General features: G+C 54.7%; 31 protein-coding genes and 1 pseudogene. 25 read left to right on the forward strand and 7 right to left on the reverse strand.

Going from position 1 to position 24,538, the window contains the following annotated elements; all coding sequences use genetic code 11:
* Positions 1 to 17: 17 nt before the first annotated feature.
* Complete coding sequence (locus tag JK621_RS08390) at positions 18 to 248, reverse strand: DNA polymerase III subunit theta (RefSeq protein WP_004943118.1); 231 nt, start codon at positions 246 to 248, stop codon at positions 18 to 20.
* A 374-nt stretch (positions 249 to 622) separates the two neighbouring features.
* On the opposite strand from JK621_RS08390, the gene ftnA reads away from it, so the two are divergent.
* The 4 genes from ftnA to JK621_RS08410 all read left to right on the forward strand — a co-directional run bounded on the left by ftnA (position 623) and on the right by JK621_RS08410 (position 3,120).
* Positions 623 to 1,135 carry a non-heme ferritin gene (gene ftnA, locus JK621_RS08395; protein WP_212559399.1) on the forward strand — a complete coding sequence of 171 codons (513 nt, stop codon included), beginning with the start codon at positions 623 to 625 and terminating at the stop codon, positions 1,133 to 1,135.
* A 305-nt stretch (positions 1,136 to 1,440) separates the two neighbouring features.
* Positions 1,441 to 1,824 carry a CopC domain-containing protein YobA gene (gene yobA / locus JK621_RS08400; RefSeq protein WP_212559400.1) on the forward strand — a complete coding sequence of 128 codons (384 nt, stop codon included), beginning with the start codon at positions 1,441 to 1,443 and terminating at the stop codon, positions 1,822 to 1,824.
* A gap of 3 nt (positions 1,825 to 1,827) precedes the next feature.
* On the forward strand, positions 1,828 to 2,709 hold the full coding sequence (gene copD, locus JK621_RS08405; RefSeq protein WP_212559401.1) for a copper homeostasis membrane protein CopD: 882 nt from the start codon (positions 1,828 to 1,830) through the stop codon (positions 2,707 to 2,709).
* A gap of 69 nt (positions 2,710 to 2,778) precedes the next feature.
* Entirely contained in the window at positions 2,779 to 3,120 is a 342-nt protein-coding gene (locus tag JK621_RS08410; RefSeq protein WP_004943126.1) for a YebY family protein, read from the forward strand.
* 304 nt (positions 3,121 to 3,424) lie between these two features.
* Here the strand turns inward: JK621_RS08410 and JK621_RS08415 are convergent.
* A pseudogene (locus JK621_RS08415) lies at positions 3,425 to 3,601 on the reverse strand (tyrosine-type recombinase/integrase); the annotation flags it as partial.
* Between the two features lie 187 nt (positions 3,602 to 3,788).
* A complete protein-coding gene (locus tag JK621_RS08420) occupies positions 3,789 to 4,664 on the reverse strand; it encodes a LysR family transcriptional regulator (RefSeq protein WP_212559402.1) in 876 nt (291 codons plus the stop codon).
* Between the two features lie 217 nt (positions 4,665 to 4,881).
* On the opposite strand from JK621_RS08420, the gene JK621_RS08425 reads away from it, so the two are divergent.
* The 10 genes from JK621_RS08425 (at position 4,882) to JK621_RS08470 (ending at position 11,215) form a co-directional block, all read left to right on the forward strand.
* Positions 4,882 to 5,454, forward strand: coding sequence for an isochorismatase family protein (locus JK621_RS08425; RefSeq protein WP_212559403.1), 573 nt, complete (start codon positions 4,882 to 4,884; stop codon positions 5,452 to 5,454).
* 70 nt (positions 5,455 to 5,524) lie between these two features.
* Entirely contained in the window at positions 5,525 to 6,034 is a 510-nt protein-coding gene (locus tag JK621_RS08430) for an SDR family oxidoreductase (RefSeq protein WP_249337157.1), read from the forward strand.
* Positions 5,994 to 6,533 (forward strand): cysteine hydrolase family protein, encoded by a 540-nt coding sequence (locus JK621_RS08435; RefSeq protein ID WP_212559404.1) that lies wholly within the window; start codon positions 5,994 to 5,996, stop codon positions 6,531 to 6,533. The genes JK621_RS08430 and JK621_RS08435 overlap by 41 nt, the downstream gene beginning before the upstream one ends.
* A gap of 116 nt (positions 6,534 to 6,649) precedes the next feature.
* Positions 6,650 to 7,000 (forward strand): DUF4377 domain-containing protein, encoded by a 351-nt coding sequence (locus JK621_RS08440; RefSeq protein ID WP_212559405.1) that lies wholly within the window; start codon positions 6,650 to 6,652, stop codon positions 6,998 to 7,000.
* 271 nt (positions 7,001 to 7,271) lie between these two features.
* A complete protein-coding gene (gene fabV, locus JK621_RS08445) occupies positions 7,272 to 8,471 on the forward strand; it encodes an enoyl-ACP reductase FabV (RefSeq protein ID WP_212559406.1) in 1,200 nt (399 codons plus the stop codon).
* Positions 8,472 to 8,625: 154 nt separating this feature from the next.
* Entirely contained in the window at positions 8,626 to 9,189 is a 564-nt protein-coding gene (locus JK621_RS08450) for a DUF2975 domain-containing protein (RefSeq protein ID WP_212559407.1), read from the forward strand.
* 7 nt (positions 9,190 to 9,196) lie between these two features.
* Complete coding sequence (locus JK621_RS08455) at positions 9,197 to 9,412, forward strand: helix-turn-helix domain-containing protein (protein ID WP_126482053.1); 216 nt, start codon at positions 9,197 to 9,199, stop codon at positions 9,410 to 9,412.
* Positions 9,413 to 10,032: 620 nt separating this feature from the next.
* Complete coding sequence (locus JK621_RS08460) at positions 10,033 to 10,353, forward strand: hypothetical protein (protein ID WP_212559408.1); 321 nt, start codon at positions 10,033 to 10,035, stop codon at positions 10,351 to 10,353.
* A gap of 24 nt (positions 10,354 to 10,377) precedes the next feature.
* Positions 10,378 to 10,842, forward strand: coding sequence for a hypothetical protein (locus JK621_RS08465; protein WP_249337158.1), 465 nt, complete (start codon positions 10,378 to 10,380; stop codon positions 10,840 to 10,842).
* 22 nt (positions 10,843 to 10,864) lie between these two features.
* A complete protein-coding gene (locus JK621_RS08470) occupies positions 10,865 to 11,215 on the forward strand; it encodes a hypothetical protein (protein ID WP_212559410.1) in 351 nt (116 codons plus the stop codon).
* Between the two features lie 109 nt (positions 11,216 to 11,324).
* Here the strand turns inward: JK621_RS08470 and dcuR are convergent, their stop codons facing one another.
* From dcuR to JK621_RS08485, 3 genes are all read right to left on the reverse strand, one after another.
* A complete protein-coding gene (gene dcuR, locus JK621_RS08475; RefSeq protein ID WP_212559411.1) occupies positions 11,325 to 12,044 on the reverse strand; it encodes a two-component system response regulator DcuR in 720 nt (239 codons plus the stop codon).
* A 4-nt stretch (positions 12,045 to 12,048) separates the two neighbouring features.
* Positions 12,049 to 13,650, reverse strand: a complete 1,602-nt coding sequence (locus tag JK621_RS08480; RefSeq protein ID WP_212559412.1) for a sensor histidine kinase — start codon at positions 13,648 to 13,650, stop codon at positions 12,049 to 12,051.
* Positions 13,651 to 13,773: 123 nt separating this feature from the next.
* Positions 13,774 to 14,616 (reverse strand): class I fructose-bisphosphate aldolase, encoded by an 843-nt coding sequence (locus JK621_RS08485; protein WP_212559413.1) that lies wholly within the window; start codon positions 14,614 to 14,616, stop codon positions 13,774 to 13,776.
* A 534-nt stretch (positions 14,617 to 15,150) separates the two neighbouring features.
* Here JK621_RS08485 and JK621_RS08490 point away from each other — a divergent pair.
* The 5 genes from JK621_RS08490 to JK621_RS08510 all read left to right on the forward strand — a co-directional run bounded on the left by JK621_RS08490 (position 15,151) and on the right by JK621_RS08510 (position 20,587).
* Positions 15,151 to 16,080 (forward strand): sugar ABC transporter substrate-binding protein, encoded by a 930-nt coding sequence (locus JK621_RS08490; protein ID WP_212559414.1) that lies wholly within the window; start codon positions 15,151 to 15,153, stop codon positions 16,078 to 16,080.
* A 97-nt stretch (positions 16,081 to 16,177) separates the two neighbouring features.
* A complete protein-coding gene (locus JK621_RS08495) occupies positions 16,178 to 17,662 on the forward strand; it encodes a sugar ABC transporter ATP-binding protein (protein WP_212559415.1) in 1,485 nt (494 codons plus the stop codon).
* A 17-nt stretch (positions 17,663 to 17,679) separates the two neighbouring features.
* Positions 17,680 to 18,708 carry an ABC transporter permease gene (locus JK621_RS08500; protein ID WP_212559416.1) on the forward strand — a complete coding sequence of 343 codons (1,029 nt, stop codon included), beginning with the start codon at positions 17,680 to 17,682 and terminating at the stop codon, positions 18,706 to 18,708.
* Positions 18,709 to 18,771: 63 nt separating this feature from the next.
* Positions 18,772 to 19,692 carry a sugar ABC transporter substrate-binding protein gene (locus JK621_RS08505; RefSeq protein ID WP_212559417.1) on the forward strand — a complete coding sequence of 307 codons (921 nt, stop codon included), beginning with the start codon at positions 18,772 to 18,774 and terminating at the stop codon, positions 19,690 to 19,692.
* Between the two features lie 130 nt (positions 19,693 to 19,822).
* Positions 19,823 to 20,587 carry an SDR family oxidoreductase gene (locus tag JK621_RS08510; RefSeq protein ID WP_212559418.1) on the forward strand — a complete coding sequence of 255 codons (765 nt, stop codon included), beginning with the start codon at positions 19,823 to 19,825 and terminating at the stop codon, positions 20,585 to 20,587.
* 41 nt (positions 20,588 to 20,628) lie between these two features.
* Here the strand turns inward: JK621_RS08510 and JK621_RS08515 are convergent, their stop codons facing one another.
* On the reverse strand, positions 20,629 to 21,444 hold the full coding sequence (locus JK621_RS08515) for a MetQ/NlpA family lipoprotein (RefSeq protein ID WP_212559419.1): 816 nt from the start codon (positions 21,442 to 21,444) through the stop codon (positions 20,629 to 20,631).
* Between the two features lie 275 nt (positions 21,445 to 21,719).
* On the opposite strand from JK621_RS08515, the gene JK621_RS08520 reads away from it, so the two are divergent.
* The 6 genes from JK621_RS08520 to JK621_RS08545 all read left to right on the forward strand — a co-directional run bounded on the left by JK621_RS08520 (position 21,720) and on the right by JK621_RS08545 (position 24,537).
* Positions 21,720 to 22,250 (forward strand): hypothetical protein, encoded by a 531-nt coding sequence (locus JK621_RS08520; protein WP_212559420.1) that lies wholly within the window; start codon positions 21,720 to 21,722, stop codon positions 22,248 to 22,250.
* Between the two features lie 144 nt (positions 22,251 to 22,394).
* Positions 22,395 to 22,820 (forward strand): universal stress protein, encoded by a 426-nt coding sequence (locus JK621_RS08525; protein ID WP_212559421.1) that lies wholly within the window; start codon positions 22,395 to 22,397, stop codon positions 22,818 to 22,820.
* Positions 22,821 to 22,954: 134 nt separating this feature from the next.
* Positions 22,955 to 23,269: an ArsR/SmtB family transcription factor gene (locus JK621_RS08530; protein ID WP_212559422.1), complete on the forward strand. Its 315-nt coding sequence runs from the start codon at positions 22,955 to 22,957 to the stop codon at positions 23,267 to 23,269.
* A complete protein-coding gene (locus tag JK621_RS08535; protein WP_212559423.1) occupies positions 23,266 to 23,610 on the forward strand; it encodes an SRPBCC family protein in 345 nt (114 codons plus the stop codon). The genes JK621_RS08530 and JK621_RS08535 overlap by 4 nt, the downstream gene beginning before the upstream one ends.
* A 42-nt stretch (positions 23,611 to 23,652) precedes the next feature.
* Complete coding sequence (locus JK621_RS08540; protein WP_212559424.1) at positions 23,653 to 24,246, forward strand: ATP-dependent Clp protease proteolytic subunit; 594 nt, start codon at positions 23,653 to 23,655, stop codon at positions 24,244 to 24,246.
* A 123-nt stretch (positions 24,247 to 24,369) separates the two neighbouring features.
* On the forward strand, positions 24,370 to 24,537 hold the full coding sequence (locus tag JK621_RS08545; RefSeq protein ID WP_212559425.1) for a YhfG family protein: 168 nt from the start codon (positions 24,370 to 24,372) through the stop codon (positions 24,535 to 24,537).
* Position 24,538 lies beyond the last annotated feature (1 nt).

Genomic DNA, 24,538 nt, shown 5'->3' on the forward strand with positions numbered 1-24,538 from the left:
ATAACGGCGGGTTTTTTTTACCTGGATTTCGGCTCGTACGGCAGGCGCGAATACTTGTGTGATTCGACGCGATAGAACGCCACGCGTTCGCGGAAATAATCGCGCAGGTGCGCCGGCTGCTCGCGCTCAACCATTTCTGGGATCACCGGCATGTTATAGCGTTCTTTAAACGCCACGCCGGAAGCCGCGAGATCAACGTTCACTTTGTCCATCTCTTCTTTGGAAAGCTCTGCCAGATTGTAACCCACCGTATTCTCCTTACTGTCACCGCATTGGATCAGCGCAGAAGGTAATGCACCCGGCGGCGCTTGGCAAGCCTGAAGCGCAAGGAGAGCAGGGCGGGGGGAATAACGTTGGCCATCAGCGATTATTTATTATGATGAAGGCAATGCAATCTATTTATTTTATTAAATAAGAATGATTCGCTTTTTGGTTAAATATACAGATGAAAATAGTTATCATAATAATTTGAGTGAATAATTGAGTTTTAATATAACTAGTTGATTTTTATGTTTTTAAAAATAAAACTTAGCGTAATTTAAATCAGGTGTTTTTATTTTGTTCTTACCGAGGCATAATACGGAAAAATTAAATCGATACCTGCAAAATAAAAGGGATAATTATGCTGACGCAAGAAATGACCAAAAAGCTGAATGAGCAACTGAATCTGGAATTTTATTCCGCCAACATGTACCTGCAAATGAGTGCATGGTGCAGCGATAAAGGCTTTGAGGGCGCGGCCGCATTTCTTAAAGAGCATTCTCAGGAAGAGATGCAGCACATGCAACGTCTGTTCGATTATCTGAGCGATACCGGCTCCCTGCCGCTGCTGGGCAGCATCGCCGCGCCGCCGGTTGAGTTCGAATCCCTGGCGGACGTGTTCCAACAGACTTACGAACATGAGCAACTGATTACTCGCCAGATCAACGAACTGGCGCACGCGGCAATGACCGCTCATGACTACTCTACCTTCAACTTCCTGCAGTGGTATGTCGCTGAGCAGCACGAAGAAGAGAAACTGTTCAAATCCGTGCTGGATAAACTGGCGCTGGTGGGCAACAGCGGCAAGGCTCTGTTCTTCATCGATAAAGATCTGAAGAAAATGGGTGCAGCCGGTGAAAACGGCCAGGGCTGATAACCCTCGCTGAAAAACCGCGTGTCGGGCTTTGCCTGGCGCGCTTTTTTTTTGCCCTGGATTTAACGTGGTTTTACAGCGATACGTGCTGCCAGATCGCAGAATGCCAGCGTTCTGCTCGACTTACGGATCGAGTCTCGTTATCATTTAATACGATACGCTACAGGGAGGGTAGAGAGTCAAAACAGCGGGTTAGCCGTTATTCCCGCTCCTTCTGTTTACCCGTGGCGCAATCATCTGCGGTGGGTTACGGCTGCCGGCCTTAACCCTTATCACCCTCGATTATTGCTTTAAGGGATATCACTGTGATCGGTAAAATTCGCTCTTCGTATCGCCTGCTTTCTACCATTTTCGTGCTGTTTGTCGGGCTGTCTTCACAGCAGGCGCTGGCGCATGCCCATTTAAAAGTGCAGACGCCGGCGGAAGATGCCATCGTCAGCCCGGCACCGAAGGTGCTGACGCTCAATTTCTCCGAAGGTATTGAGCCTAACTTCAGCGGCGTGAAAATCACCGGCCCGAACGACGCCAAAGTGAAAACCGGTAAATTGCAGCTCGACGCGAACAACAGCACCCAGATCAATTTGCCTATCGAAGACGATCTGGCTGCCGGTAAATATAACGTCAGCTGGCATGTGGTTTCGGTCGACGGTCATAAAACCAAAGGCCAGTACAGTTTCACCGTCAACTAAGCTATGAGTCTGGCGGCCCTGTTTGTTCTGTGTCGCTTTGTGCACTTTGCGGCGGTGATGCTGATGTTTGGCACCAGCCTGTTCACCGCCTTATTGTCGCCGCAGCGCCTTTCCCCGTATCTCTCTCGTGACGTGCGTCCTCTGCTGGTCTCCAGCACCTGGCTTGCCGGGCTTTCTGCCGTGGCGCTGCTGGCTATTCAAGCCGGGCAGATGGGGGATGGCTGGGCCGATACCTGGCAACCCGAGGTTTGGTGGGCGGTACTGGGCACCACCTTCGGCGAGATCTGGCGCTGGCATTTGGGCATGTCGCTGCTGGCGTTGTTAAGCCTGTGGCTGCCGGATCGGCGCCGTGTACGGCTTTTGGCGCTGCTTTCCACGTTGTTGCTGGTCAGCATGGCGTTTATCGGCCATGCGGCGATGCATGGGGGTGCACTCGGCGTGCTGCACCGTTTTAACCATGCACTGCACCTGTTGGCCGCCGGTTACTGGTTCGGCAGCTTGCTGCCGCTGTTGCTCTGTCTGCGCTATCTTGCCCAGCCGCAATGGCGCAGCGACGCGGTGAGCACCTTGATACGTTTCTCACGCTGGGGGCACCTGGCGGTGGCGTTGGTGATATTGACCGGCGTAATTAACAGTTTGATTATTCTCGGCAACTGGCCGCTGGACGTGGCTTCGCCATACCAGCGTCTGTTGTTGTTCAAAACCGCGCTGGTGGCGCTGATGGTCATGGTGGCGCTGGCCAACCGTTACGCCATCGTACCGGCGATGAGCAGCGCACCCAGGCTGGCACAGCGTGGGTTGGTGCTTGCCTGCTGGATTGAGGTTGTGCTCGGCGCGTGCGTACTGCTGCTGGTCAGTTTATTTGCAACCTATGCGCCGGTGTAATATTGCGGCTTGCCGGATGCCCCTAAACTGCGGGAAAATTGAATCAAATAGCAACCTTAAGGCCATAACATGAAATCGGTATTACTTGGCATTACGCTGCTGGCCACCGCGACCGGCGCGCTGGCGGCAGACCAACTGGTTAACATCACCAAGCTGGAATACGGTAAGCAATGGGCGTTCACCAAGGAAGAGGTGACGCTGCAATGCCGCAGCGGCGGCGCGTTGTTTGTGCTCAACAACAGCACGCTGATGCAATACCCGCTCAACGCCGCCGCAGAAGCGCAGGTGAAAGCGGGGCAGCAGCGCGCTCAGCCGCTGGATGTGATCCTGCTGGATGACGCTGCCAATCCCGGCAAAAAAATGAGCACAGAGCCATATCGTGAGCGCGCCGAAAAGCTGTGTGCGAACTAATGGCTTGCCCCACAATGGTTTAGCCAGAAGTTAATCGGTGCTGAAAAATTGCGCGGAATTAATTTCAAAACGTAACTGTCACTACCCCTGTGCGAGGCTGGCAAAACTAGCGCGGTAAGCTACTCTTAAAGTGCATGGCTGAACAAGCCCTGCACAAAATGCCAACTTTTAGCGCACGGCTCTCTCCCAAGAGCCATTTCCCTAGACCGAATATAGGAATCGTATTCGGTCTTTTTTTATATTTTTGATTTGTAAGGTAAAAATTACATTCAAGCTGAAACTCGTCCGAAATCTCATACCCGGCCTAAACCATAATCCATTCCTTTTGACGACGATCTAAGTCGTGAACTGTCATCTTAATCGACTTATGTCCGAGCAATTTCTGGGTGAACTCTTTTCCGTATTCATCCTCATATGAATGACCAGCCAGGCTTCGAATTCCATGGGGTGTAGGTGGGCTATCACTCAATGCTATTCCTGATTTTTGACAAAGCCTTTAGTTCGAATGCCCGCCGGACTGCTTCGTGCCAGAAGCGCGGACATGCTCTTACGGCGTCAGCAATCTCTTGGCAGACGCTGCATAACCTTCACGCCGCTTTGCGTGAATCATAGGTTGCTGAAATCAGATACTGTCATTCAACTGAGCACAGACTATCAAAAACATTCATTCAGCTCAGTTTTTCTCTAAGGAAATCAATAAAGCATTGCGTTTTTGCCGGCAACAGCCTCGTTTCTGTTATGGCATAAACTGAAACAGCGGAAGCTTGCCATTCAGGTAACATCTGTACCAACTCTCCGTTTTTAACCTCTTCCCGAACCAGCTCTGCCGACAGCAACCCTACACCTAAATTCATCGCTGCAAACCGCTTAATCATGCCCACACTGTTCATCAGAAATTTTCCCTGAGGGGTTATTTTTACGCACTCCTGCCCCCGAAAAAGCTCCCAGTACGAGCTGGAGTCCGTACTCATGCGAAGACATTCGTGCACAATGAGCTCATCAGGATGGGCGGGCTGGCCATGGTTCCTGATGTACTCAGGTGAGGCGTAAAGATAGCGGGGCAGCCGGGCTATTTTCCGGGCAATAAGACTGGAGTCTGCAGGCTCACCCAGTCTGATGGCTACGTCAAAAGGCTCGGAAATCAAATTCACCTGGCGGGGCGTATAATCAAATTCAAAACTGATACCCGGATAATTTGCTGAAAATTCTGCAATTATGGGGGCCAGAAAGACGCTGGCAAAGTCTACCGATAGCGATGCACGCAGCAGGCCGGTGGGCTGTACCAGCATCTGGCCCAGCTGTTCGTGCGCCAGCCTCGCTTCATCAACAATCCTGCGGCAGCGGTCATAATAAATCAGACCGGCTTCAGTGAGTTCCATCTTGCGCGTGGTGCGATGCATCAGGCGCAGTCCAATCTCTTTTTCAAGCAAACTGATTCGTCGCGAAAGCGTGGAGTTCGGCATCCCAAGAGCCTCTGCCGCGCCTCTGAAACTCCGGGTTTTGACCACCTCAACAAACAATGCGATGTCGTTCAGAAGTACCATTCTATTGCTCCATTTATGGAATAGTGTTTTCTATTTTACCCTCTTTATCCATCTTGTGATCGGGCGCATTCTCTTTTAACCCGCTTGTGTCTGCTCTGCTCAAGGCAAGTCTGAGCAGATGATGAAGAAAAGCGGAACCCTGAGTTTGATTGCTGCGAGATAAATTCAGCCTCTCACTCAGGCTTTTATTGAACAAAGAACATTGTGGGGTAATACCGTGAAATTTGAAAAATTCACCAGTGAAAATGCCGCCATGCTGCTTATCGACCACCAGGTCGGCACGATGGGATGGGTAACCTCAACGACCTTTGAGGAGATGAAGCGCAACGCATTGATACTTGCCAAAGCCGCGGCAGTCCTGGAGTTGCCCGTAATTCTGACCTCCAGCATGGAAGACCATGCCCAGGGGCCGCTGCTGCCTGAACTACAGGCGCTTCTGCCTTCCGCATTTGACGCCCGCATTAAGCGGCTGGGGATCGTGAATGCAATGGAGGATGAAAATTTCGCCGCCGCCGTGCTGGCCACCGGCCGCAAAAAACTCATTATCGCCGGCGTGACTAATGACGTCTGTACCGTCTACCCAGCCCTGACGCTGGTCAGCCAGGGCTTTGACGTACAGGTCGTGGCTGATGCCGGCGGATCGCCGACGAAAATGGCTGACGATATTGCGCTTCGCCGGATGGAAAAGAGTGGCGTGACGTTGACCACCACCAACCAGCTGATAGCAGAACTCGCGGGAAGCTGGGCAACGGAGGCGGGGTCGCAGCTGGCACCGCTGCTGATCGGCTGATTTTCACCGCTAACGGTGAGGTGACAGGCTGACCTCTTACCTCACACTATCGATTCTGAGAGAGAAAGTTATGACTATTCTGGTAACAGGCAGTACCGGAACCATCGGTTCCCACGTAATTGACATCCTTGCCGCGAAAGGCGCAGACGTTCGCGCGCTGGTTCGGGCTGGGAAAAATCCGGCGTTTCCTGCAGGTGTGAAAACAGTCACCGGCGATATGACCGATCTGAACAGCATGCGGGCGGCGTTGCAGGGTGTGACGACCCTCTTTTTGCTTAACGCCGTTCTTCCGGATGAGCTGACCCAGGCGTTAGTCACTCTTGACCTCGCAGCCGATGCCGGTATCCAGCGCATTGTTTATTTTTCCGTCTTCAACGGCTCCCTTTTCAGCGACGTTCCGCATTTTACGGCCAAATACCGCCTTTTTCTGGCGGGCTGTAAGGGTGTGCGTGAGCTAAAAACGCAGTTCCCCAAAGCCCCGCCAGCAATGGCCGGGGTGTCTTCATGCTCCGTCCTGGCTGGTAACGACGGAGATCCACATGCAACAACATCATCACCGTACCGCACTTTTGATCATTGATATGCAGCTCGGCATGTACGAGGGCCCGGAGCCGCCTTATGAAGGCGAACGCGTTCTGGCTAATATCAACGTGCTGATTGGCAGGGCGCGCGATGCGGGCTGCCCCATATTCTTTGTGCGCCATGCCGGGCCGGAGGGGGCACCGATCGCCGCAGGCAGCCATTTTTGGCAATTGCATCCGCGCCTGGCAATCGATACGGCAGTGGACAGGGTTATCGATAAAAACCGGCCCAGCTGTTTTTATCAAACGGGTCTGGCCGGGCAACTAAACGAAGGTGGCATCACCCGGTTGGCGATAACCGGAATGAAGACGCAATATTGCGTGGATACCGCCTGTCGGCAGGCGGGCGAGCTGGGGTTTCAGGCGTTACTGGTCGCCGATGCGCACAGCTGCAGCGATACGCCGGTGCTGAACGCCGAGGCGATAATCAGGCATCATAATCTGACTCTGTCGGGGCCTTTTGCCCAGTTGATACAAACGGTGGACGTGCAGTTCTGAAAAAACGGCGGGCCGGTTCCCCCGGTTCGCCGATAAATTCGGAGCATGCCGCTGGCCTCAGCGCCAATGGCTTTGTTACTATCCCCTCCCACCCAAACAGTCAATGGTGCATTACATTGAAAATCCAAGCGTTATTATTTGTTGCCTTAGCCGGCCTGGCTGGCTGCAGCCAAGAGGGAACCTCAGTGAACCAACCCAACAAAAACAAGGGTGACCATACGGAAGTGTTGCTGGTTAACAGTGCGCTGGTGGATTGCATGGGTGTCTCCCCAATGAAATGCATGCAGGTGCGTCATTCAATACAAGGGCAGTGGGAAATGTTTTACAGCCAGATTGAAGGCTTCGACTTTGAACCGGGCTACCGCTATCGTTTGAAGGTTAAGGTGACCCAGGTTGAAAACGTACCGGCCGATGCATCCTCATTGCGCTATACGCTGGTTGAACAGTTGGAAAAGAAGAAGGTCTGATGACGCCCCGGCAGGTCAGGGCCGAAAATCCTGACCTGGGGCTGCGCGATACCAATCCCATCCAGCGTGAATTGCCCAATCTGCCGTAAGGTTCTTTGACCTCATCCCCCAAGCCATCACGCTTTATGAGCGCCTTCTGTGGCCGGGGTTTACCGGGCGACACTGGTCTGCTCACTGGGCTTGTTGCGATTCTGCAATGCTCCTGTCTTAAGTATATTGTGAAAATCAGGTATATTGTCCTTCGGTTTTTAGCTACCAAGACAAAATTACTATGATTATCAAACCTAAAATTCGTGGTTTTATCTGCACCACCGCTCATCCGGCAGGCTGTGAGGCCAACGTCCGCGAGCAAATTGCTTACGTTAAATCCCGTGGCGAACTGAAAAACGGGCCTAAAAAGGTGCTGGTGATTGGCGCCTCTACCGGTTACGGCCTGGCGTCACGTATCAATGCCGCGTTCGGCAGCGGTGCGGCCACCATCGGCGTATTTTTTGAAAAGCCTGGCAGCGAAGGCAAAACCGGTTCTGCCGGCTGGTACAACTCTGCCGGTTTTGATAAGGCAGCTAAAGAAGAAGGCCTGTACGCGAAAAGCATTAACGGCGACGCATTCTCCAACGAATGCCGTCAAACCGTTATTGACCTGATCAAACAGGACCTGGGCCAGATCGACATGGTGGTTTACTCGCTGGCCTCTCCGGTGCGTAAAATGCCTGAAACCGGTGAAGTGGTGCGTTCGGCGCTGAAACCTATCGGCGAACCGTACAAATCCGTGGCGTTAGACACCAATAAAGACGTGCTGGTCGAAGCCGTGGTTGAACCTGCCAACGAGCAAGAAATTGCCGATACCGTCAAAGTGATGGGGGGCCAGGACTGGCAGCTGTGGATGGACGCACTGGACGAAGCCGGCGTGCTGGCAGACAACGTGCAGGCTGTCGCATACTCCTACATCGGTACCGATCTGACCTGGCCAATCTACTGGCACGGTACGCTGGGCAAAGCAAAAGAAGATCTGGATCGCGCGGCTCAGGCCATCGATCAGAAGCTGAAGGCCAAAGGCGGCGCGGCTTACGTTGCGGTGCTGAAGTCGGTAGTGACTCAGGCTTCCTCTGCCATTCCGGTGATGCCGCTGTATATCTCCATCGTCTTCAAAATCATGAAGGCGCAGGGGATCCACGAAGGTTGCATCGAGCAAATCCAGCGCCTGTTCGCCACCAAGCTGTACAGCGGCACAGCACCGGACACTGACGAGAAGCACCGTCTGCGTCTGGACGACTGGGAACTGCGTGACGACGTGCAGAACACCTGCCGTGAAATTTGGGCGCAGATCAACGACAACAACATCAATGAGCTGACCGATTATCTGGGCTATAAGGCCGAGTTCCTGCGTCTGTTCGGCTTTGGTGTGCAGGGCGTTGATTACGAAGCGGATCTCAGCGGTGAAGTTAAGTTCGACGTGATCGAACTGGTCTAAGCCTCTCGAGCATTCAGAAAAGGCCGGGTTATCCCGGCTTTTTTACGCCCCTATCTGCCTGTTTCCGTCATTACTCATCAGTCCACTTGATCGTTGACAGTAATAAATTATCGTTTTACGATAACTTATTGCTGTTTTTCAAGGATGACTCGTTATGGTTCCCGCGCCACGGATCCACCTTCCGCTTTACGTACGTTGCTTATGTTTGTTGATCATGGCGATGCTGATTATCAGCACCGGCGTGGAGATGTTCATGATTGTCCAGGGCTGGGTGCAGGGTGAGGCGTTCAACAGCATCGTGGCTGCCTATCGCGACTACTACCCGGAGCTGAATGCCTACGCCATCCCGCAACAGCGCTGGGCGATTTTCGCCACCTTGTTGCTGGACATGTTCGCCTACGTGCCTTATTACAGCGCGTTGTTGTGCGGTGCCGGGCTGTTTTATCAGTTTTATCGCGGCAATGTCTGGCACCGCAACAATATGCTGTTGCTGCAGATCATCGGCATTTTACTGATTCTCGATGTGTTGTTCCCTTCATTGGCCGGTATGTTGCAGGTGATGATACTGACCGCCAGTGAAAAAATGCTGTTAATAATTTATTATGGCGTCAACAGCGAGTCGGTACGTTCGTTGATCGTAGGCTGCGCAATCCTGGTGTTTAGTCGGGTATTCCTGGAAGCGTTGCGGCTGAATGAAGAACAGCTTTCTTTCGTGTGAGAATAGAGTGGCGATAATAGTAAGTCTTGATGTCATGTTAGCCAAAAGGAAGATGCGATCGAAGGAGCTTGCGGAGCAGGTGGGGATCACTGAGCAAAATTTATCGTTGCTGAAGAACGGTAAGGTCAAAGGCGTCAGGTTGGAGACGTTGGACAAAATCTGCCGTATTCTCGATTGCCAACCGGGCGATCTGCTGGCATGGGAACCTGATAGCGAAGACTGACGCGGCAGCGCATTTTGCGCGCCGCCCGCTATATGAACCATTTAATTGCCGCTGCGGTGAAACTGGTTGTTTGTTTATTTTACGTTAACTCATTCGCCACATTATTTAACAGTGATACGTTTTGCTTCGGCGTTGCCGAAGGGGCATTCGGATTAATAAACTAAAAAAAGTGTCTTTTTTATTTACCCCGACCGGCAGTTAAGTCTATTTTAAGGAGAATATATGACATTGCGTCATGGTATCCCCGCGCTGATAATATTCCTGAGTGGCTGCAGCGCTATTCATGCTGATTCATCTCATTCATCCTGGGATCCGCCTTCGCGGGCAACGCGTGAGCAAAAGCAACGCATCGGTAGTGGAGAGTCGGCCTATTCCGTATTGCACGAGGGTTCGCCGGGTATTGGCGGAACCCTGGACTGGTCAAGGTTGTGGGATCGTTAACCCGTAAAAATATATTATGCCTGCGAATTATAAGTCTCAATATCGCCTATTTAATTAAGGTTTATTATTTTTCGGTTAATGTGTTTGTTCTTTGGTGGCGTTTGTTTTAACGGCAAATAATACCTCTCTTGATTTAATGGAAATGAGCGCCTGCATGGGCCTTATTACAGGAGTTTATTGTGGAAAAGGGTATCCCCGTTATTTTCCTGTTCTTATTATTACCCTGGAGCCACCCGGCCGCCGCCGCCCGTTATGAGAGGGGGCAGGAAGAGGTCTCGCCCGTGCTGTTTCGCAAGAAGCTCAAAGAAATGGCCCACGGCCTGTGGGACGAAATGGGTCATGAAAAACAGCGGCCTTCGGTATCTACGCAAGGCGAAAACAATACGCTGGCCCTGCGTAAAGGTTGCGAGACCCGGGGAAAAACTGCCTCTGCCACGGCTGAACCGCATACGTCGGCCTTACCGCGTGAAGAACAACCCTTGCTTATCGACGGTTGCTAGCCCCTTACGGCATTAATGGAGTTTATGCTTTTGAAATGGACCTCTGTGGTTGCGGCGGCGTTCGCCTTGCTGGCGTCTGGCTGTTGCCATTCATTCGTCGACCGGCAGGCTCAGCCTGCAACCTACGGCGCGAATGACGGTGCCGGTGACTATCGGCAGCGGTTTAACGGCCTGTTGCAACATCTCTGGTATGTAGAACAAATTCGCTCGGAACAGACGCGGCTTGCCGAGTTGCGCGCAGAGCGAAAAGCGCTGGAGGCCGCTATCCATCAACGGGAATCAGAGTTACCCCCTGTGGCGACCGTCGCGTATCCCCATCAGCACCAAGAATTGCAGTGCGGCTTCGCATCGGTTGTTAACCGTTGCCTGGCCGTGAAGCGGTTGCCGATCCCGGTGATGGGCGCGCATCGGCTGTATGTCGGTACTTTTTGTCGCGTGTGGATCAACTGGCGGCAGGTGGGGTGCCGAGCCGCGGGAGGAGTAAGGTAAATATCATGTTGGGAGTGTATCAATGAAACGGATTTTTCTGGCCTGCGTGGCGCAGTGTTGTGCTTTCTCTTCGCAAGCGTCGGTTGATTTGCAATACCACGCTGCGCTACCGCCGGATAACAAAGTCTCTGAGGATTATCAGCAAAAACGCAGCGGGCTACAGCACAAGATATGGAGCGCCGAAGGCGTGGCGCTGGCCAATGAACAGGCGCTTGAGCGGGAGCGGCAACAGGGGGTTAGCGAGCAGGCGAACAGACGGCGCAACAGCGCGATGTTCGGCGAGCGTCGTTGCGGCAATAAACCCCCGCAGGGCGGAACGTGCCTGCAACCTGGCCGCGATAGGGCTTTCCCGAATATCAAACGCCGTCGCTGATAGCCGGAAGGGCGACGTCGTTACCGCCTCGTGATTTGCCGGCGGTGCATCTGTCCAACCTCGAATTGCCCGATGATTTTTTGGCTGCGCGGTTGGAGTTTCTGCGCGGCTAGGCCGGCCGGCAATACTCTTTCAGCATGGCGATGGCATCCGGCTTAAGTTGGTAAAGATAGACCGGCCTGCCTGTCGTGCCGTACAGAATACGGGTGCCAAGGATGCCGCTTTCTGCGAGATAGATCAGATATTTGCGGCAGGACACGCGCGAAATGCCGATGGCGTTGGCCAGATTGTCGGTGGAGAATTCGCCGTCATGTTGCTGTTCGATCCATTCGCACACCGTACTCAGCGTGATGGTGGTCAGCCCTTTCGGCAGTTTCTTGCCTTCGCTGCTGCTGGGCTGGCGGCGCAGCAGGCTGTCGACGTCGCTCTGCGAGAACTCGCGTTGCGCCAGGATCTGCGACTGCTGTTGGTAGTTGTTCAACGCCTCTTTGAATCGGGTGAACTGGAAAGGCTTGATCAGATAATCCACCACGCCGTAGTGCAGGGCGCGCTGCACCGTGTCCACGTCGCTGGCGGAAGAAATGATGATGACGTCGGTTTTTTCGCCCAGCTCGCGCAGGCCGGGCAGCAGATCCAGCCCGTTTTCCTGCTGCATATAGATGTCCAGCAGCACCAGATCGACCGGGACGTTGGCGTCGGCCAGCAACGCGCGCGCCTGCGCCAGCGTGGCGACCGTCGCCTGGCAGTGAAAACCGCTGACCTGGCTCAGATAGTATTTATTGAGTTCTGCAACCATCGGATCGTCGTCGATAATCAATACGTTAATCATGGGTTCAGCCCTTGGCCCGATAGGGAATATGCACAAAAAATTGGGTTAACTCACCCGGTTCAGAGTCGAAATCAATGCTGCCGCCCAGCTTCTCCAGGCTGCTGCGGATCAACGCCAGCCCGATACCGCGCCCCGGTCCTTTGGTGGAAAAACCCTGTTCAAAAATGCGTGCGCCGATGGCCGGATCTATGCCGGGGCCGTCATCACTGACAATACAGTGTAAGTGATTCTCATTATGATGGAAGCTCAGGTTGATCTCATGCCCTTCAACGCCGTCGATGGCGTCGATGGCATTTTCAATCAGATTGCCCAGCACGCTGATCAGCACATGGGTAGTTTCCGCATCGTCGCTTTCCGGCAGCAGGCTGGCGTCATCAATGGTCAGCTCAATGCCGGCCTCATGAGCGCGGCTGATCTTGCCGATAAAGAAACCTGCGACTTCCGGCGACTGGATCTTGCGCAGCAGCGCGCCGATTTCTTCCTGGTAGTTGCTGGCGGTATTGATAATGTAGTTTTCCAACTGCTGATAAGCCTTCATATGCAACATGCCGAGGATCACGTGCAGCTTGTTCATAAACTCATGCGACTGTACGCGCAGCGCATCGGCGTAGTGTGCCATGCCGCTCAGGCGCTGCACCAGTTGGCTGACCTCGGTTTTATCGCGGAAGGTGGCGATGGCGCCGATAACCTGGCCTTTGGCGATCACCGGCACGGTATTGGTTAACAGCTCGCTGCCGTTAAAACTGATCTGCCGGTCGCGCAGCGGCTTGCCGCTGACCAGGACCTCCGCCAGGTGCAGCTGGGCCGGCCAATGTTTGCTGGCGGATTCCAGCAGCAAATTCTCAAGCGGCCCGCATTGACGCAGCAGCCGTTTGGCTTCGTCGTTGACAATGGTAATGCGTGACTGGTTATCGACCGCAATCACGCCTTCTTTAATCGACTGCAGCATGGCGTTGCGTTGTTCGAACAGGTTGGAAATTTCGTAGGGTTCAAAGCCGAGCATGATGCGCTTCAACGCCTTCACCAGGAAGAAAGTGCCAAGCGTGCCGACCAGCGCGGCGAAGGCGATGGTCCAGTAAATAATCCAGCGGCTTTCGCCCAGCACCCGGCGGACGGTATCCAGTGCGATGCCGAGCGACACCACGCCGATCTGCTGCCGTTGCGCGTCATAGACCGGGACAAAAACCCGCAATGACGGCCCCAGCGAACCGCGAGTGATGGCGCTGTTGGTTTTGCCGTGCAGCGCAGGCTCCAGGTCCTCGCCGATAAAATGCTGGCCGATGCGCCAGGGTTTGGGGTGCGAGTAGCGAATGCCGTTCATATCGACCACCACCACGAACAGCAACTCGTTCTGCTTACGCACCTGCTCGGCAAAGCGCTGGATCTCGCCGCTGCGATCCTGACGTTCAAGCCCCCCGACCACGGTGGAAGAGAGCGCCAGCGTATTGGCAATCGCCATCGCTTTTTGCTGCAACCGATCCTGCCCCTCTCGGTTCATCTGCACAAAAAACAGCGCGAACACCACCAGCAGCACCGAAGCAATAATGGCGGACACCATCAGCGTGAGTGTGGTGCTGAGCTTCAGCGGGATCCGTTGTTTTGGCATGGCGGTTCTCCGAATGGCGATATCAACGATTCTTGCGGGGAATAGGTTGCAGGGCAGTGACCGGCAGCAGGTTATAACATGCCGCCGCCGGGTGAGGGATTATTTTAGTTACAAAAGCCGTATTCAGGGCTGGTGGTAGATTTCCAGCGCCTGTTGGCCGCTGGCGCCCTGATGGATGATCGCCATGAGCGCACTGACCACTTTTGACGGGTTGCTGTGCTGATAAACGTTGCGGCCATACACCATGCCGGATGCGCCCTGCGCCATGAGTGCGGCAGATTTCTCCAGCACCGCGCCCAGTTCGCCTTTGCCGCCGCCGCGCACCAGCGTCGGGCAGCGCGCCGCTTCCACGATGCGGTGAAAATCCTCCACCCGCTCGGTCGGGTCGGCCTTGATGATGTCGGCACCCAGTTCACGCGCCAGCCGCACCAACGGCACCATTTTTTCCACATCGCCCAGCGAGCCGTAAGCGGCGCCCTGGCCGGGCGGGGCCATCACCAGCGGTTCGATCATCAGCGGCATGGCGTAGCGATCGCAGGCATGGCGCAGCCGGCCGATGTTTTCCACGCACTGGCGGAAAATGCCGGGTTCATCGGGGATCAGGTACAGGTTAACTACCACCGCTGCGGCATCCATTTGCAGCGCGGCGAGGATCGGTGCATCCGGATTATGCAGCACCGCCCACATTTCGCGGTGGCGGGCGGCATTATAGGCATTGCCGACGTCGGTGCGCATCACCAGCGCCGGTTTGTCGCGCAGCGGCGAGCGTTGCAGCAAATCCGCCTGGCCGTAGTTAACCTGAATGGCGTCCGGCCGGGCGGCGATCAGGCTGCCCATGACCCGTTCGATATCTTCCAGGCCGATTAAAAAATCCGGTTCATTGGCGATGCCGTGGTCGATCGCCACATCGAGGCATTTGCCGTCATTAAACAGCCGGTTCATCCGTACCTTACTGCTGAGCTGCATGTCAGATCCTCCTGAAAATAGGGATATATCCAGTATCGCTGAGTAAGCATGGGCATGAAATGGGGAAACCGCAAACTGCGCGCTCGCTCGCACATTTGCTGAGAAACCGCCGTGCCATTTTTCATTGCTGCGGGCGTGAACTGCGGCTGAGCGCAGTAAAGGACGCGGTCGGCTGATGGTCTTTGCGTCATTTGTTAGATCCGTGTCATGTTTTTGTTACTTGGTCATTCCAAAACGCATGTTTCGCTTGTTTGAGTTAAAAAGTTTCAATAATCTCAATTATGAAATAAACATTTGATAATGACGCGATAACGTTACTGCTCTGTGAGAAGGTTTATTTCAATATATTGTTTTTATTCTATTTTGAGATATTGATCAAAATTTTACACACCGCCCGAATACGCAGAAAAAGCGGTAAATCTGCCGTATCAAAGGGATAACACCGACCGGATTGTTGTTTGAATGTAAAAAATATTTTTCATTAGCTGTCAAATCAACAGGCCTCTTCATTCTAACGATTAAAGGGTACAGAACATGAAGCTGAAGAAACTGATCGTCACCTCGGTACTGATGTGCATGTTGCCGGCCAGCGTGTTGGCAAAAGACATCAAGATCGGCGTTTCAATGGCTTATTTCGATGACAACTTCCTCACCATCCTGCGCCAGTCAATGCAGAACAAAATGAAGGCGGACGGCAACGTCAGCGGCCAGTTTGAAGATGCCAAAGGGGATATTGCCCAGCAAATTCAACAGGTCGAAAACTTTGTCAGTCAGGGCGTCGACGCCATCATCCTCAACCCGGTCGATACCCAGGGCGTGAAACCGATGATCAAACTGGCGGAAAGCGCCAAGATCCCATTGGTGTTCGTTAACCGTCGCCCGGAAGTCACGCTGCCGGCGGGCATGGCCTACGTGGGCTCAGACTCCAAACTGGCCGGTAAGCTGCAGATGGAAGAGTTGGCCAAGCAAATGAACGGCAAGGGCAACGTGATGATCCTGATGGGCGAACTGTCCACTGAAGCGACCCGCGACCGTACGCGCGGCGTGGAAGAGGTGGCGGCCAAATATCCCGACATCAAAATCCTCGACAAACAAACCGCCAAGTGGGGCCGTAAAGAAGCCGTCGACATTACCACCGACTGGGTGCTGACCGGTCAGAAGATTGATGCCATTGCCTCCAATAACGACGAAATGGCCATCGGCGCGATCCTGGCGCTGAAGCAGGCGAAGAAAACCGGCGTGCTGGTGGCCGGCGTTGACGGCACTCCGGACGCGTTGGAGTTCATCAAGAAGGGCGATCTGGCGTTGAGCGTATTCCAGGACGCCAAAGGACAGGGCGAGGGCGCAGTGCAAACCGCCATTCAGCTGGTTAAGGGCGAGAAGGTGGAAAGCAATGTCCTGATCCCGTATCAGTTGATTACCAAGGCCAATTATCAGGAATTTGCCGACAAGAACAGAAAATAAGCGTTAAAGCAGTGCGGTTGTATCCTTTGCCGTATTTACCCGGTAGACGGCGGTAAATACGGCAGGGATGCATTGACGAACGGCGGAGGTTATCGGTATGTATCCTTATGTTCTTGAGGCTGAAGGCATCAGTAAGCAGTTCCCCGGCGTGAAGGCGTTGGATAAGGTCTCAATTAAAATCAAACCAGGCAGCGTACACGCGTTAATGGGGGAGAACGGCGCGGGAAAATCCACGCTGATGAAATGTTTAATCGGTATTTATCACCCCGATGAAGGCACCATTAAAATAAAAGGCGAGCCGGTGATCTTCAGCGACACGCTGCAGGCGCTGCATTCGGGCATTTCCATGATTCACCAGGAGCTTAATCTGGTGCCTTACATGACGGTGGCGGAAAACATCTGGCTGGGGCGTGAACCGGTGCGGCTTGGTTTCGTCAATCATGACGAGCTGAACAGGAAAACCCGCGATCTGCTGGCGCGGCTGAACATCAAGTTAAAACCGGAAACCCTGGTCGGCGAACTCAGCATCGCCAGCCAGCAAATGGTGGAGATCGCCAAGGCGGTTTCCTATAACGCAGACGTCCTGATTATGGACGAACCCACCTCGGCGCTGACCGAGAGCGAAGTCGGGCATTTGTTCACCATCATTCGCGAACTGCGCGAACAGGGCAAAGGCATTATTTATATCAGCCACAAGATGGACGAGATTTTTACCATCACCGACGAGGTGAGTATTTTCCGCGACGGCACCTTTATCGCCTGCGATAAAACCGAAAACCTGACCAAACAGTCGCTGATCACCATGATGGTGGGGCGCGAACTGACCCAAATGTTCCCCAAGTTCAACAACAATATCGGCGAGGAAGTGTTGCGGGTCGAAGGGCTGCGGCGTTCGGACTGGTTCCAGGATGTTTCGTTCAGCGTTAAACGCGGCGAGATCCTCGGCGTCGCCGGGCTGGTGGGCGCAGGCCGCAGCGAGGTGATGGAAAGTCTGTTCGGCATGCACCCGGCGGACGGCGGCAACATCTTTATCGAGGGTAAGGCGGCAAAGGTCGATTCCCCGTCGAAGGCCATCGAGCTGGGGCTGGCTTTTCTTACCGAAGATCGCAAAAAGTCCGGGCTGTTTCTGGTGCTGTCGGTGGTCGAGAACATGAGTATCGTCAACCTGTCGGAGTACATCGGCAAGAACGGGTTTGTCAGCCATGTGCAAATGGCCAAAGACTGCATGGAGCAGATTAAAAAGCTCAACATCAAAACCCCGACCATGGATCAAATCATCAATAACCTGAGCGGCGGCAATCAGCAGAAGGTGCTTATCGCTCGCTGGCTGTTGGCTCAGCCGAAAATATTGATTCTCGACGAGCCCACGCGCGGTATCGACGTGGGGGCGAAAGCGGAAATCTATCGCCTGATCAGCGAGCTGGCGAACCGGGGCGTCGCCATTATTTTGGTGTCCTCGGAATTGCCGGAGATCCTCGGCATGAGCGACCGGGTGATGGTCATGCACGGCGGCCGTATTACCGGCATTTTGGATAAAGAAGAAGCGGATCAGGAAAAAATCCTGGCGCTGGCCTCTGAATAACGCAAAGGTGAACCACCATGAGTAATGTAAAAATCGAGAAGCCGCTTGCGGGTAAAGCGCCACTGTTCTCTGGCCTGAGCGGCAAAATGCCGAAAGACACCGGCATCTTTATCGTGATGATCGGCATCGCGCTGATATTCGAAATTCTCGGCTGGTATATTCGCGATCAGTCATTCCTGATGAACCCCAACCGGCTGTTGCTGATCGTACTGCAGGTGGCGATTATCGGCATCATCGCCGTCGGCGTTACCCAGGTCATTATCACTACCGGCATCGATCTTTCATCCGGTTCGCTGATTGCGCTGACGGCGGTGGTGGCGGCCAGTTTGGCGCAAACTTCCGACAGCATTTCACCTATGTACCCGGCACTGCTCGATTTGCCTGCGGCGATCCCGATCGGCGCGGGGATAGGGGTGGGCATCGTGTGCGGTTTCGTCAACGGTTTCCTGATCACCCGTACCGGCATTCCGCCTTTTATCGCCACTCTGGGCATGATGGTGTCGGCGCGCGGCCTGGCGCAGTATTACACCAAGGGTAACCCGGTCAGCTTCCTGTCCGACGGTTTCACCTCGATCGGCCAGGGTGCGATGCCGGTGATCATCTTCCTGGTGATTGCGGTGATTTTCCATATCGCGCTGAAGCACACCCGTTACGGCAAATACATCTATGCCATCGGCGGCAACATGACCTCGGCCCGGGTATCCGGCATCAACGTCAATAAATACCTGGTGACGGTGTATACCATTGCCGGCGGCCTGGCGGGGCTGGCGGGCGTGGTACTGGCGGCGCGCGTCAGCAGCGGCCAGTCGAGCATGGGGATGTCTTACGAACTGGACGCCATCGCCGCGGCGGTGATTGGCGGCAGCAGCCTGATGGGCGGCGTCGGGCGCATTACCGGCACGCTGATCGGCGCGGTGATCCTCGGGCTGATTAAAAGCGGCTTCACCTTTATCGGCGTGGACTCCTACATTCAGGACATTATCAAAGGCGTGATTATCGTCGCTGCCGTGTCGATCGACATGCACCGTAACCGCAAAAAACACTGATTGCCGTGAATTGCCGCCGGAGCAGCCTGTCCGGCGGTATTTTTTTATCTCTGGGGAATCATCATGAAATACTTGAAAAAAATCGTGCTGGTGGCGGCGCTCAGCTGTTCCACCTCGGCGCTGGCGGAAACCATCGGCGTGTCGATGGCCTATTTTGACCAGAACTTCCTGACCATTATCCGCCACTCGATAGACAAAGAAGCCAAGACGCGCGGTATCACCGTGCAGTTCGAAGACGCACGCGGCGACGTTGGCCGCCAGACCGATCAGGTGCAGAGCTTTATCAGTGCCGGCGTGGACGCGATTATTGTCGATCCGGTTAATTCGGCGGGTACGCCGGCCATCACCAAACTGGTGACGAAGGCGGGCATTCCCTTGGTGTACGTGAACCGTACGCCGGGCGACAGCAAGTTGCCTTCCGGCGTGGTGTTTGTCGGTTCCGACGAGAAAGAGTCCGGCACCCTGCAAATGGAAGAGTTGGCGCGCCTGGCGAACTACAAGGGCAACGTCGCGATCATGATCGGCAACCTGACCGACGCCGGTGCGCTGCAACGCACCAAAGACGTGGAGCAGGTGGTCGCGAAGTACCCGAACATGAAGGTAGTGCAGAAGCAAAGCGCCAACTACTCGCGTAGCGAAGGCATGGATTTGATGATGAACTGGGTCACTAACGGCGAACCTATCGATATTGTCGCCGCCAACAACGACGAGATGGCGATTGGCGCGATCATGGCGTTGCAGCAGGCCGGCAAGCGTGACAGCAAGGTGCTGATCGGCGGTATCGACGCCACCCCGGACGGCCTGAAGGCGTTGTCTTCCGGCAAGATGCAGGTGACGGTATTCCAGGACGCCGTCGGCCAGGGCAAAGCCTCGGTCGACGTTGCGCAGCGAATGATCAAAGGCGAAAAACTGGAGCCCTATTATTGGATCCCGTTTGAACTGGTGACGCCGGCCACTATGCAAAAATTCGTGGCGAAGCAGTAATAGGCGGGTTGACGACAGGGCGCTATTTATAGCGCCCTTTTTTGTTGCGTCAGTTGTGTGTCCGCTTGCCGCCAGCGCACCGGGAATCCTTCCTTCACAATGCTGCCTCCTGACTTGATGAGGATCAGACATGAGTGCATTGGACGGTAAGGTGGCAATAATCAGCGGCGCCAGCTCGGGGATCGGTAAAGCTGCCGCGCTGCTTTTCGCGCGTATGGGCGCCTCGGTGGTATTGGGGGCGCGGCGTGAGCGGCAGCTCGAACAACTGGCGGAGGAGATTCGCCGTGAGGGAGGAAAGGCGGAGTGGGTGGCGGGAGATGTCCGCGACGAAGCCTTTGCCCGCCAGTTGGTCGACGCGGCGGTTGGCGAGTTTGGCGGTCTGGACGTCGCCTTCAACAACGCCGGCACGTTGGGGCCACTGGGCCCGTCGCTGGCGCTGAGCGGCGGGGAGTGGCGCGACGTTCTGGAGACCAATTTGTCTGGCTGTTACTACAGCGCCAAATATCAAATTCCCGCCATGCTGGAGCGCGGCGCGGGCTCGGTGATCTTCACCTCAACCTTTGTCGGCTACACGGCGGCTTTTCCCGGCACTGCGGCCTATGCCGCCAGCAAGTCGGGATTGATCGGCCTGACGCAGGCGCTGGCGGTGGAGTTTGGCAGCCAGGGGATAAGGGTAAACGCACTGCTGCCCGGCGGCACCGATACGGCGATGGGCAGGCAAATGAGCGACACCCCCGAGGCGTTGCGGCAGGTGGCCAACTTGCATGCGCTGAAGCGCTTGGCCATGCCTGAAGAGATCGCCCGTTCGGCGTTGTACCTGGCGTCGGACGCCTCGTCGTTCGTCACCGGAACCGCCATGCTGGTCGACGGCGGCGTTTCCATTAACCGTAGTTAGCGGTGCGGAACCGTGGCGAATGCGCCACGGTTCCAGGGTGATTACCAGCCTTTCACCGCGTCGCCCTTGTAGATGTCGGCCGCGCTGGCGGCCACTTCGTCGGTCTGGTAGGCCTTGACCAAATCCTTCACCTTTTCGCTGTCTTGGTTATCGATGCGGGTGGCGAAGATATTGACGTAAGGCGAGTTTTTATCTTCGACAAACAGACCGTTCCTGGCCGGTGACAGGCCGATCTGGCTGGCGTAGTTGGTATTGATAATCGCCAGCGCTATCTGTTTGTCGTCCAGTGCGCGCGGCAGCTGTGGCGCTTCGATCTCGACGATTTTCAATTTCTTCGGGTTCCCGACGATATCCAACGCGGTAGGCAGCAAGCCGACGCCGTCTTTCAGAACGATCAACCCCTGTTTTTGCAACAGCAGCAGCGAGCGGCCGAGATTGGTGGGATCGTTCGGCACGGCGATCTGCGCGCCGTCCGGCAGTTGGCTGAGCGAGGTGATTTTTTTCGAGTAACCGGCAATCGGGTAAACGAAGGTATTGCCCACCGCGACCAGCTTGTAGCCGCGCTCCTGAATTTGTTTGTCCAGATAAGGGCGGTGCTGGAAGGCATTAATATCCAGGTCACCGTTGTTCAATGCTTCGTTGGGCAGCACGTAATCATTGAACGTCACCACTTCCACATCCAGGTTGTACTTCTGTTTGGCGACCTTCTGCACCACTGCCCACATCGATTGATCGATGCCGGAGCTGATGCCGACTTTTATATGATGGCTGTCTTGATCCGCCGGCCCGCAGGCGGTCAGCAGCAGGGTGCCGGTTACCGCCAACGTTGCGGCGAGCTTTTTTAGCGTAAATGTCATTTTCCCAGAGTCCTTGTCGAAATAGCCTGCTGGTTATTGCAGGCTGAGTAGTGGCTATGACTCTAGATAGGCAACTGGATAAAACAAAAGACGGATTCACTATGATTAATAGCGATTTGCTATGAGCAAGCTCGGGCGTCGCCGGTCGTGAAATAACGGTTATAGGATTGCTCCGTTTGTGCCCCTGTTCTTCGGTTTGTTTTGACTGCGGATCCACCGGGTTATTATGATGTTCGCAGGCCCGGCAGGGGCAGAATTCACGAAAGGAAAATACAATGCGATTTAACATCTGGAGCAAGGCGCTGCTGCCGCTGGTGGTGTTGGCCTGCGTATCGACGGCGCAGGTGCAGGCGGCGGATCAGAGCCAGCAGGCGGCGGTCGAGCCGATCCCCAAAACGCTGTTGGGTAACTGGCATGTCAGCAAGATTTTGCCGACGCAAACCTTGGGCTGCTGGGACGAAAAGCAGGCAAACAGCCTGGTCGGCGGCAAAATCAGTTACAAGGCCGACGGTTTCAGCTGGAACGGCACCGCGCTGAAAAATCAGGGCGCTACCCTCAGCACGGTCGAGGCGCAGGAGTTTGTCGAGGACAACTCCGGCAGCAGTTCCTACATTGACTTCCCGATGCTGGGCATCAGCACGCCTTCGGTTGAGCGGGTGACAATCCAGCATGCCGACACCGAGATTAAAGGCATCACCGATCAAGGCACCGAAGGCGTACCCGGCGACAACGTGCTGGTGAAAGACGTCAACACGCTGATTCTGTCGGTTTGCAATGTGTGGTTTGAAGTGCAGCGCGTACGCTGAACCCCACAGGCCCCGGCAGCGGGGCCATTCCCGCCAATATCCCCGCCCGATCGCTGCGTTTCTGAACTAAAATTAACCATAACGATATAGCCCTATGGGATATCGGAGCCTCGGCTCTCTACCGAGTCAATGACAGGAGGCGCTATGTGTTATCAACATATTTTAATTACCACAGATCTGAGCGATGACGGCAAACGGCTGGTTGAAAAAGGCGCGTTGCTGGCCGCTGCGCTCAAGGCCAAACTCTCCCTGATCTACGTGGACATTCATTACGATACCTATCATGCGGCGATTGGTTTCTCGGAGAGAAGCTACGACGGTGTGTCTTTCACCGACAAGATCAAAAAAGAGATGGAACCGATGACCCAAAATGTGAATTACCCGATCAACGAGGTGATTATCGGGCGCGGTGATTTTATTAGCGAATTGCAGAACGCGGTGGTGGATAAAGGGATAGATCTGGCGATCTTCGGCCATCATCACGACCTGTGGAGCAACCTGTTTTCATCGACCCGCCATGCCATCAATCAGCTGAACGTCGACGTGCTGGTGATCCCGATTAAGCAATAACGCATAAACAAACCGCGCGGCTGCGCGGTTTGTCGTCTTCCGGCTGCCTATCTTTTGCCTCGTGCTGTGGCAGGCAAATGAATATCTCGTGCTGCAAACTTGCGCATTAGATAAGTAAGTACTAATGTGTAATCATGAATGAAAACGAGATCTTCAAAGCGCTGGCGGATCCCACCCGTCGCGCCATCTTCGAAAAGCTGGCGATTGGCAGCATGAATGCCAGCGCGCTGCGCGAAGGCATGCAAATCAGCCAATCGGCCATGTCCCAACATCTGGCGGTGCTGCGCCATGCCGGGCTGGTGTGCGAGGAGCGGCAGGGCCGTTTCGTCAATTACGAAGTCGATCCCCAGGGCTTGGCACTGATAGCCCGCTGGCTGGATAAGTACCGCGCCTTCTGGCCGGCGCAGATCGACAAATTGAACATTTTTCTCAAGGACATGGACCAATGAACGACACCGGCAGCGAAAAACGGGGCGAGCCTTTGGTCCTCGAATATCGGCTCGACGCGCCACCGGAGAAAGTCTGGCGGGCGATTGGCATTCCTGAGTTGCGCGAACAATGGTTGCCGCCACAAGTCTTGGCCGATGCCGAGCCGGTGGTTTCGATACCGGGTGAAGAAATCCGCTATCGGCTGCGCGATGACGAACCGCCATTCCTGGAAAGCACGGTGACGTTGCAAATCCGGCCCGGCGCCGATGGCGGCAGCCTGTTGCGCATTATCCATCGACTGGACGACGCTCGCCTGACGGCGGCCAACGACAGCGGGCAGCCCCTTATGCGCGCCGCCTGACCCCTTTATTCATCAACCGTATCTGCAAAATGGAGTTCACCTATGCGTGAAGCGATGCTGCTCGTCCCGACGGTGGTAGAACGATCCAGCCAGGGGGAAAGATCCTTTGATATTTACTCGCGGTTGTTGCGCGATCGCATCATCTTTCTGAATGGCGAAGTCAACGACGCCCTCGCCGAATTGGTCTGCGCGCAGTTGCTGTTTCTCGAGGCGGAGAACCCGGAAAAACCCATTCATCTCTACATCAACTCGCCCGGTGGCGCCATTACCAGCGGCTTCGCCATTTATGACACCATGCGATTCATCAACGCGCAGGTGCATACGCTGTGCATGGGAACCGCCCGCTCGATGGGATCGTTTCTGCTGATGGCGGGGGAGCCGGGCCACCGGGCGGCATTGCCCAATGCCAGCCTGCATGTTCATCAGCCGCTGGGCGGCTTTCAGGGCCAGGCATCGGATATTTTCATTCATGCCGAAGAGATGCGGCGCACCAAAAAGCGGGTGATCCGGCTGTATGCCGAACATTGCGGCCACAGCGATGAAGAGGTCGAACAAGCGCTGGATCGCGATCGCTTTATGACGGCCGACGAGGCGGTTGAGTGGGGGCTGGTGGATCGGGTATTGGTGCGACGGTAGCCGCGGTGAGGGGAAAACTTCACCTGTGCCACAGGATGTGGCGTATTTTGCGGGGTGAGTTTTAGTCGGGGATTGCGTATAATTAAGCTATATTTTGTTGGGTCCCAAGATAAGGTATTTTCAGTGAAAAAGACCAGTCTGCAAGCCAAAGTAGCCTACTGTGCCAAGACACGTCGTTCTAACTACGTTGCCAGTCTGCGTTTAGAAGGTTATGAAGTCACAGAGGCGGAGTCTAAACGCGAGCTACCCGAACGCGAAGCTGTTTTACGCACGTATCGGAAACTGGCCTGAC

Source organism: Serratia plymuthica, assembly GCF_018336935.1.
In the GTDB taxonomy this organism is placed as follows: domain Bacteria; phylum Pseudomonadota; class Gammaproteobacteria; order Enterobacterales; family Enterobacteriaceae; genus Serratia; species Serratia plymuthica_B.

Coding starts and splice junctions, on each gene's coding strand:
- copD (WP_212559401.1), top strand. CDS start 1,828: ATGAGTCTGGCGGCCCTGTTTGTTCTGTGTCGCTTTGTGCACTTTGCG.
- JK621_RS08420 (WP_212559402.1), bottom strand. CDS start 4,664: ATGGTACTTCTGAACGACATCGCATTGTTTGTTGAGGTGGTCAAAACC.
- JK621_RS08535 (WP_212559423.1), top strand. CDS start 23,266: ATGAACGACACCGGCAGCGAAAAACGGGGCGAGCCTTTGGTCCTCGAA.
- JK621_RS08470 (WP_212559410.1), top strand. CDS start 10,865: ATGAAACGGATTTTTCTGGCCTGCGTGGCGCAGTGTTGTGCTTTCTCT.
- dcuR (WP_212559411.1), bottom strand. CDS start 12,044: ATGATTAACGTATTGATTATCGACGACGATCCGATGGTTGCAGAACTC.
- JK621_RS08495 (WP_212559415.1), top strand. CDS start 16,178: ATGTATCCTTATGTTCTTGAGGCTGAAGGCATCAGTAAGCAGTTCCCC.
- JK621_RS08485 (WP_212559413.1), bottom strand. CDS start 14,616: ATGCAGCTCAGCAGTAAGGTACGGATGAACCGGCTGTTTAATGACGGC.
- JK621_RS08500 (WP_212559416.1), top strand. CDS start 17,680: ATGAGTAATGTAAAAATCGAGAAGCCGCTTGCGGGTAAAGCGCCACTG.
- JK621_RS08530 (WP_212559422.1), top strand. CDS start 22,955: ATGAATGAAAACGAGATCTTCAAAGCGCTGGCGGATCCCACCCGTCGC.
- JK621_RS08520 (WP_212559420.1), top strand. CDS start 21,720: ATGCGATTTAACATCTGGAGCAAGGCGCTGCTGCCGCTGGTGGTGTTG.
- JK621_RS08465 (WP_249337158.1), top strand. CDS start 10,378: ATGCTTTTGAAATGGACCTCTGTGGTTGCGGCGGCGTTCGCCTTGCTG.
- JK621_RS08515 (WP_212559419.1), bottom strand. CDS start 21,444: ATGACATTTACGCTAAAAAAGCTCGCCGCAACGTTGGCGGTAACCGGC.
- JK621_RS08430 (WP_249337157.1), top strand. CDS start 5,525: ATGACTATTCTGGTAACAGGCAGTACCGGAACCATCGGTTCCCACGTA.
- JK621_RS08505 (WP_212559417.1), top strand. CDS start 18,772: ATGAAATACTTGAAAAAAATCGTGCTGGTGGCGGCGCTCAGCTGTTCC.
- JK621_RS08525 (WP_212559421.1), top strand. CDS start 22,395: ATGTGTTATCAACATATTTTAATTACCACAGATCTGAGCGATGACGGC.
- JK621_RS08435 (WP_212559404.1), top strand. CDS start 5,994: ATGCAACAACATCATCACCGTACCGCACTTTTGATCATTGATATGCAG.
- JK621_RS08540 (WP_212559424.1), top strand. CDS start 23,653: ATGCGTGAAGCGATGCTGCTCGTCCCGACGGTGGTAGAACGATCCAGC.
- JK621_RS08510 (WP_212559418.1), top strand. CDS start 19,823: ATGAGTGCATTGGACGGTAAGGTGGCAATAATCAGCGGCGCCAGCTCG.
- fabV (WP_212559406.1), top strand. CDS start 7,272: ATGATTATCAAACCTAAAATTCGTGGTTTTATCTGCACCACCGCTCAT.
- JK621_RS08480 (WP_212559412.1), bottom strand. CDS start 13,650: ATGCCAAAACAACGGATCCCGCTGAAGCTCAGCACCACACTCACGCTG.
- JK621_RS08450 (WP_212559407.1), top strand. CDS start 8,626: ATGGTTCCCGCGCCACGGATCCACCTTCCGCTTTACGTACGTTGCTTA.
- ftnA (WP_212559399.1), top strand. CDS start 623: ATGCTGACGCAAGAAATGACCAAAAAGCTGAATGAGCAACTGAATCTG.
- JK621_RS08410 (WP_004943126.1), top strand. CDS start 2,779: ATGAAATCGGTATTACTTGGCATTACGCTGCTGGCCACCGCGACCGGC.
- JK621_RS08490 (WP_212559414.1), top strand. CDS start 15,151: ATGAAGCTGAAGAAACTGATCGTCACCTCGGTACTGATGTGCATGTTG.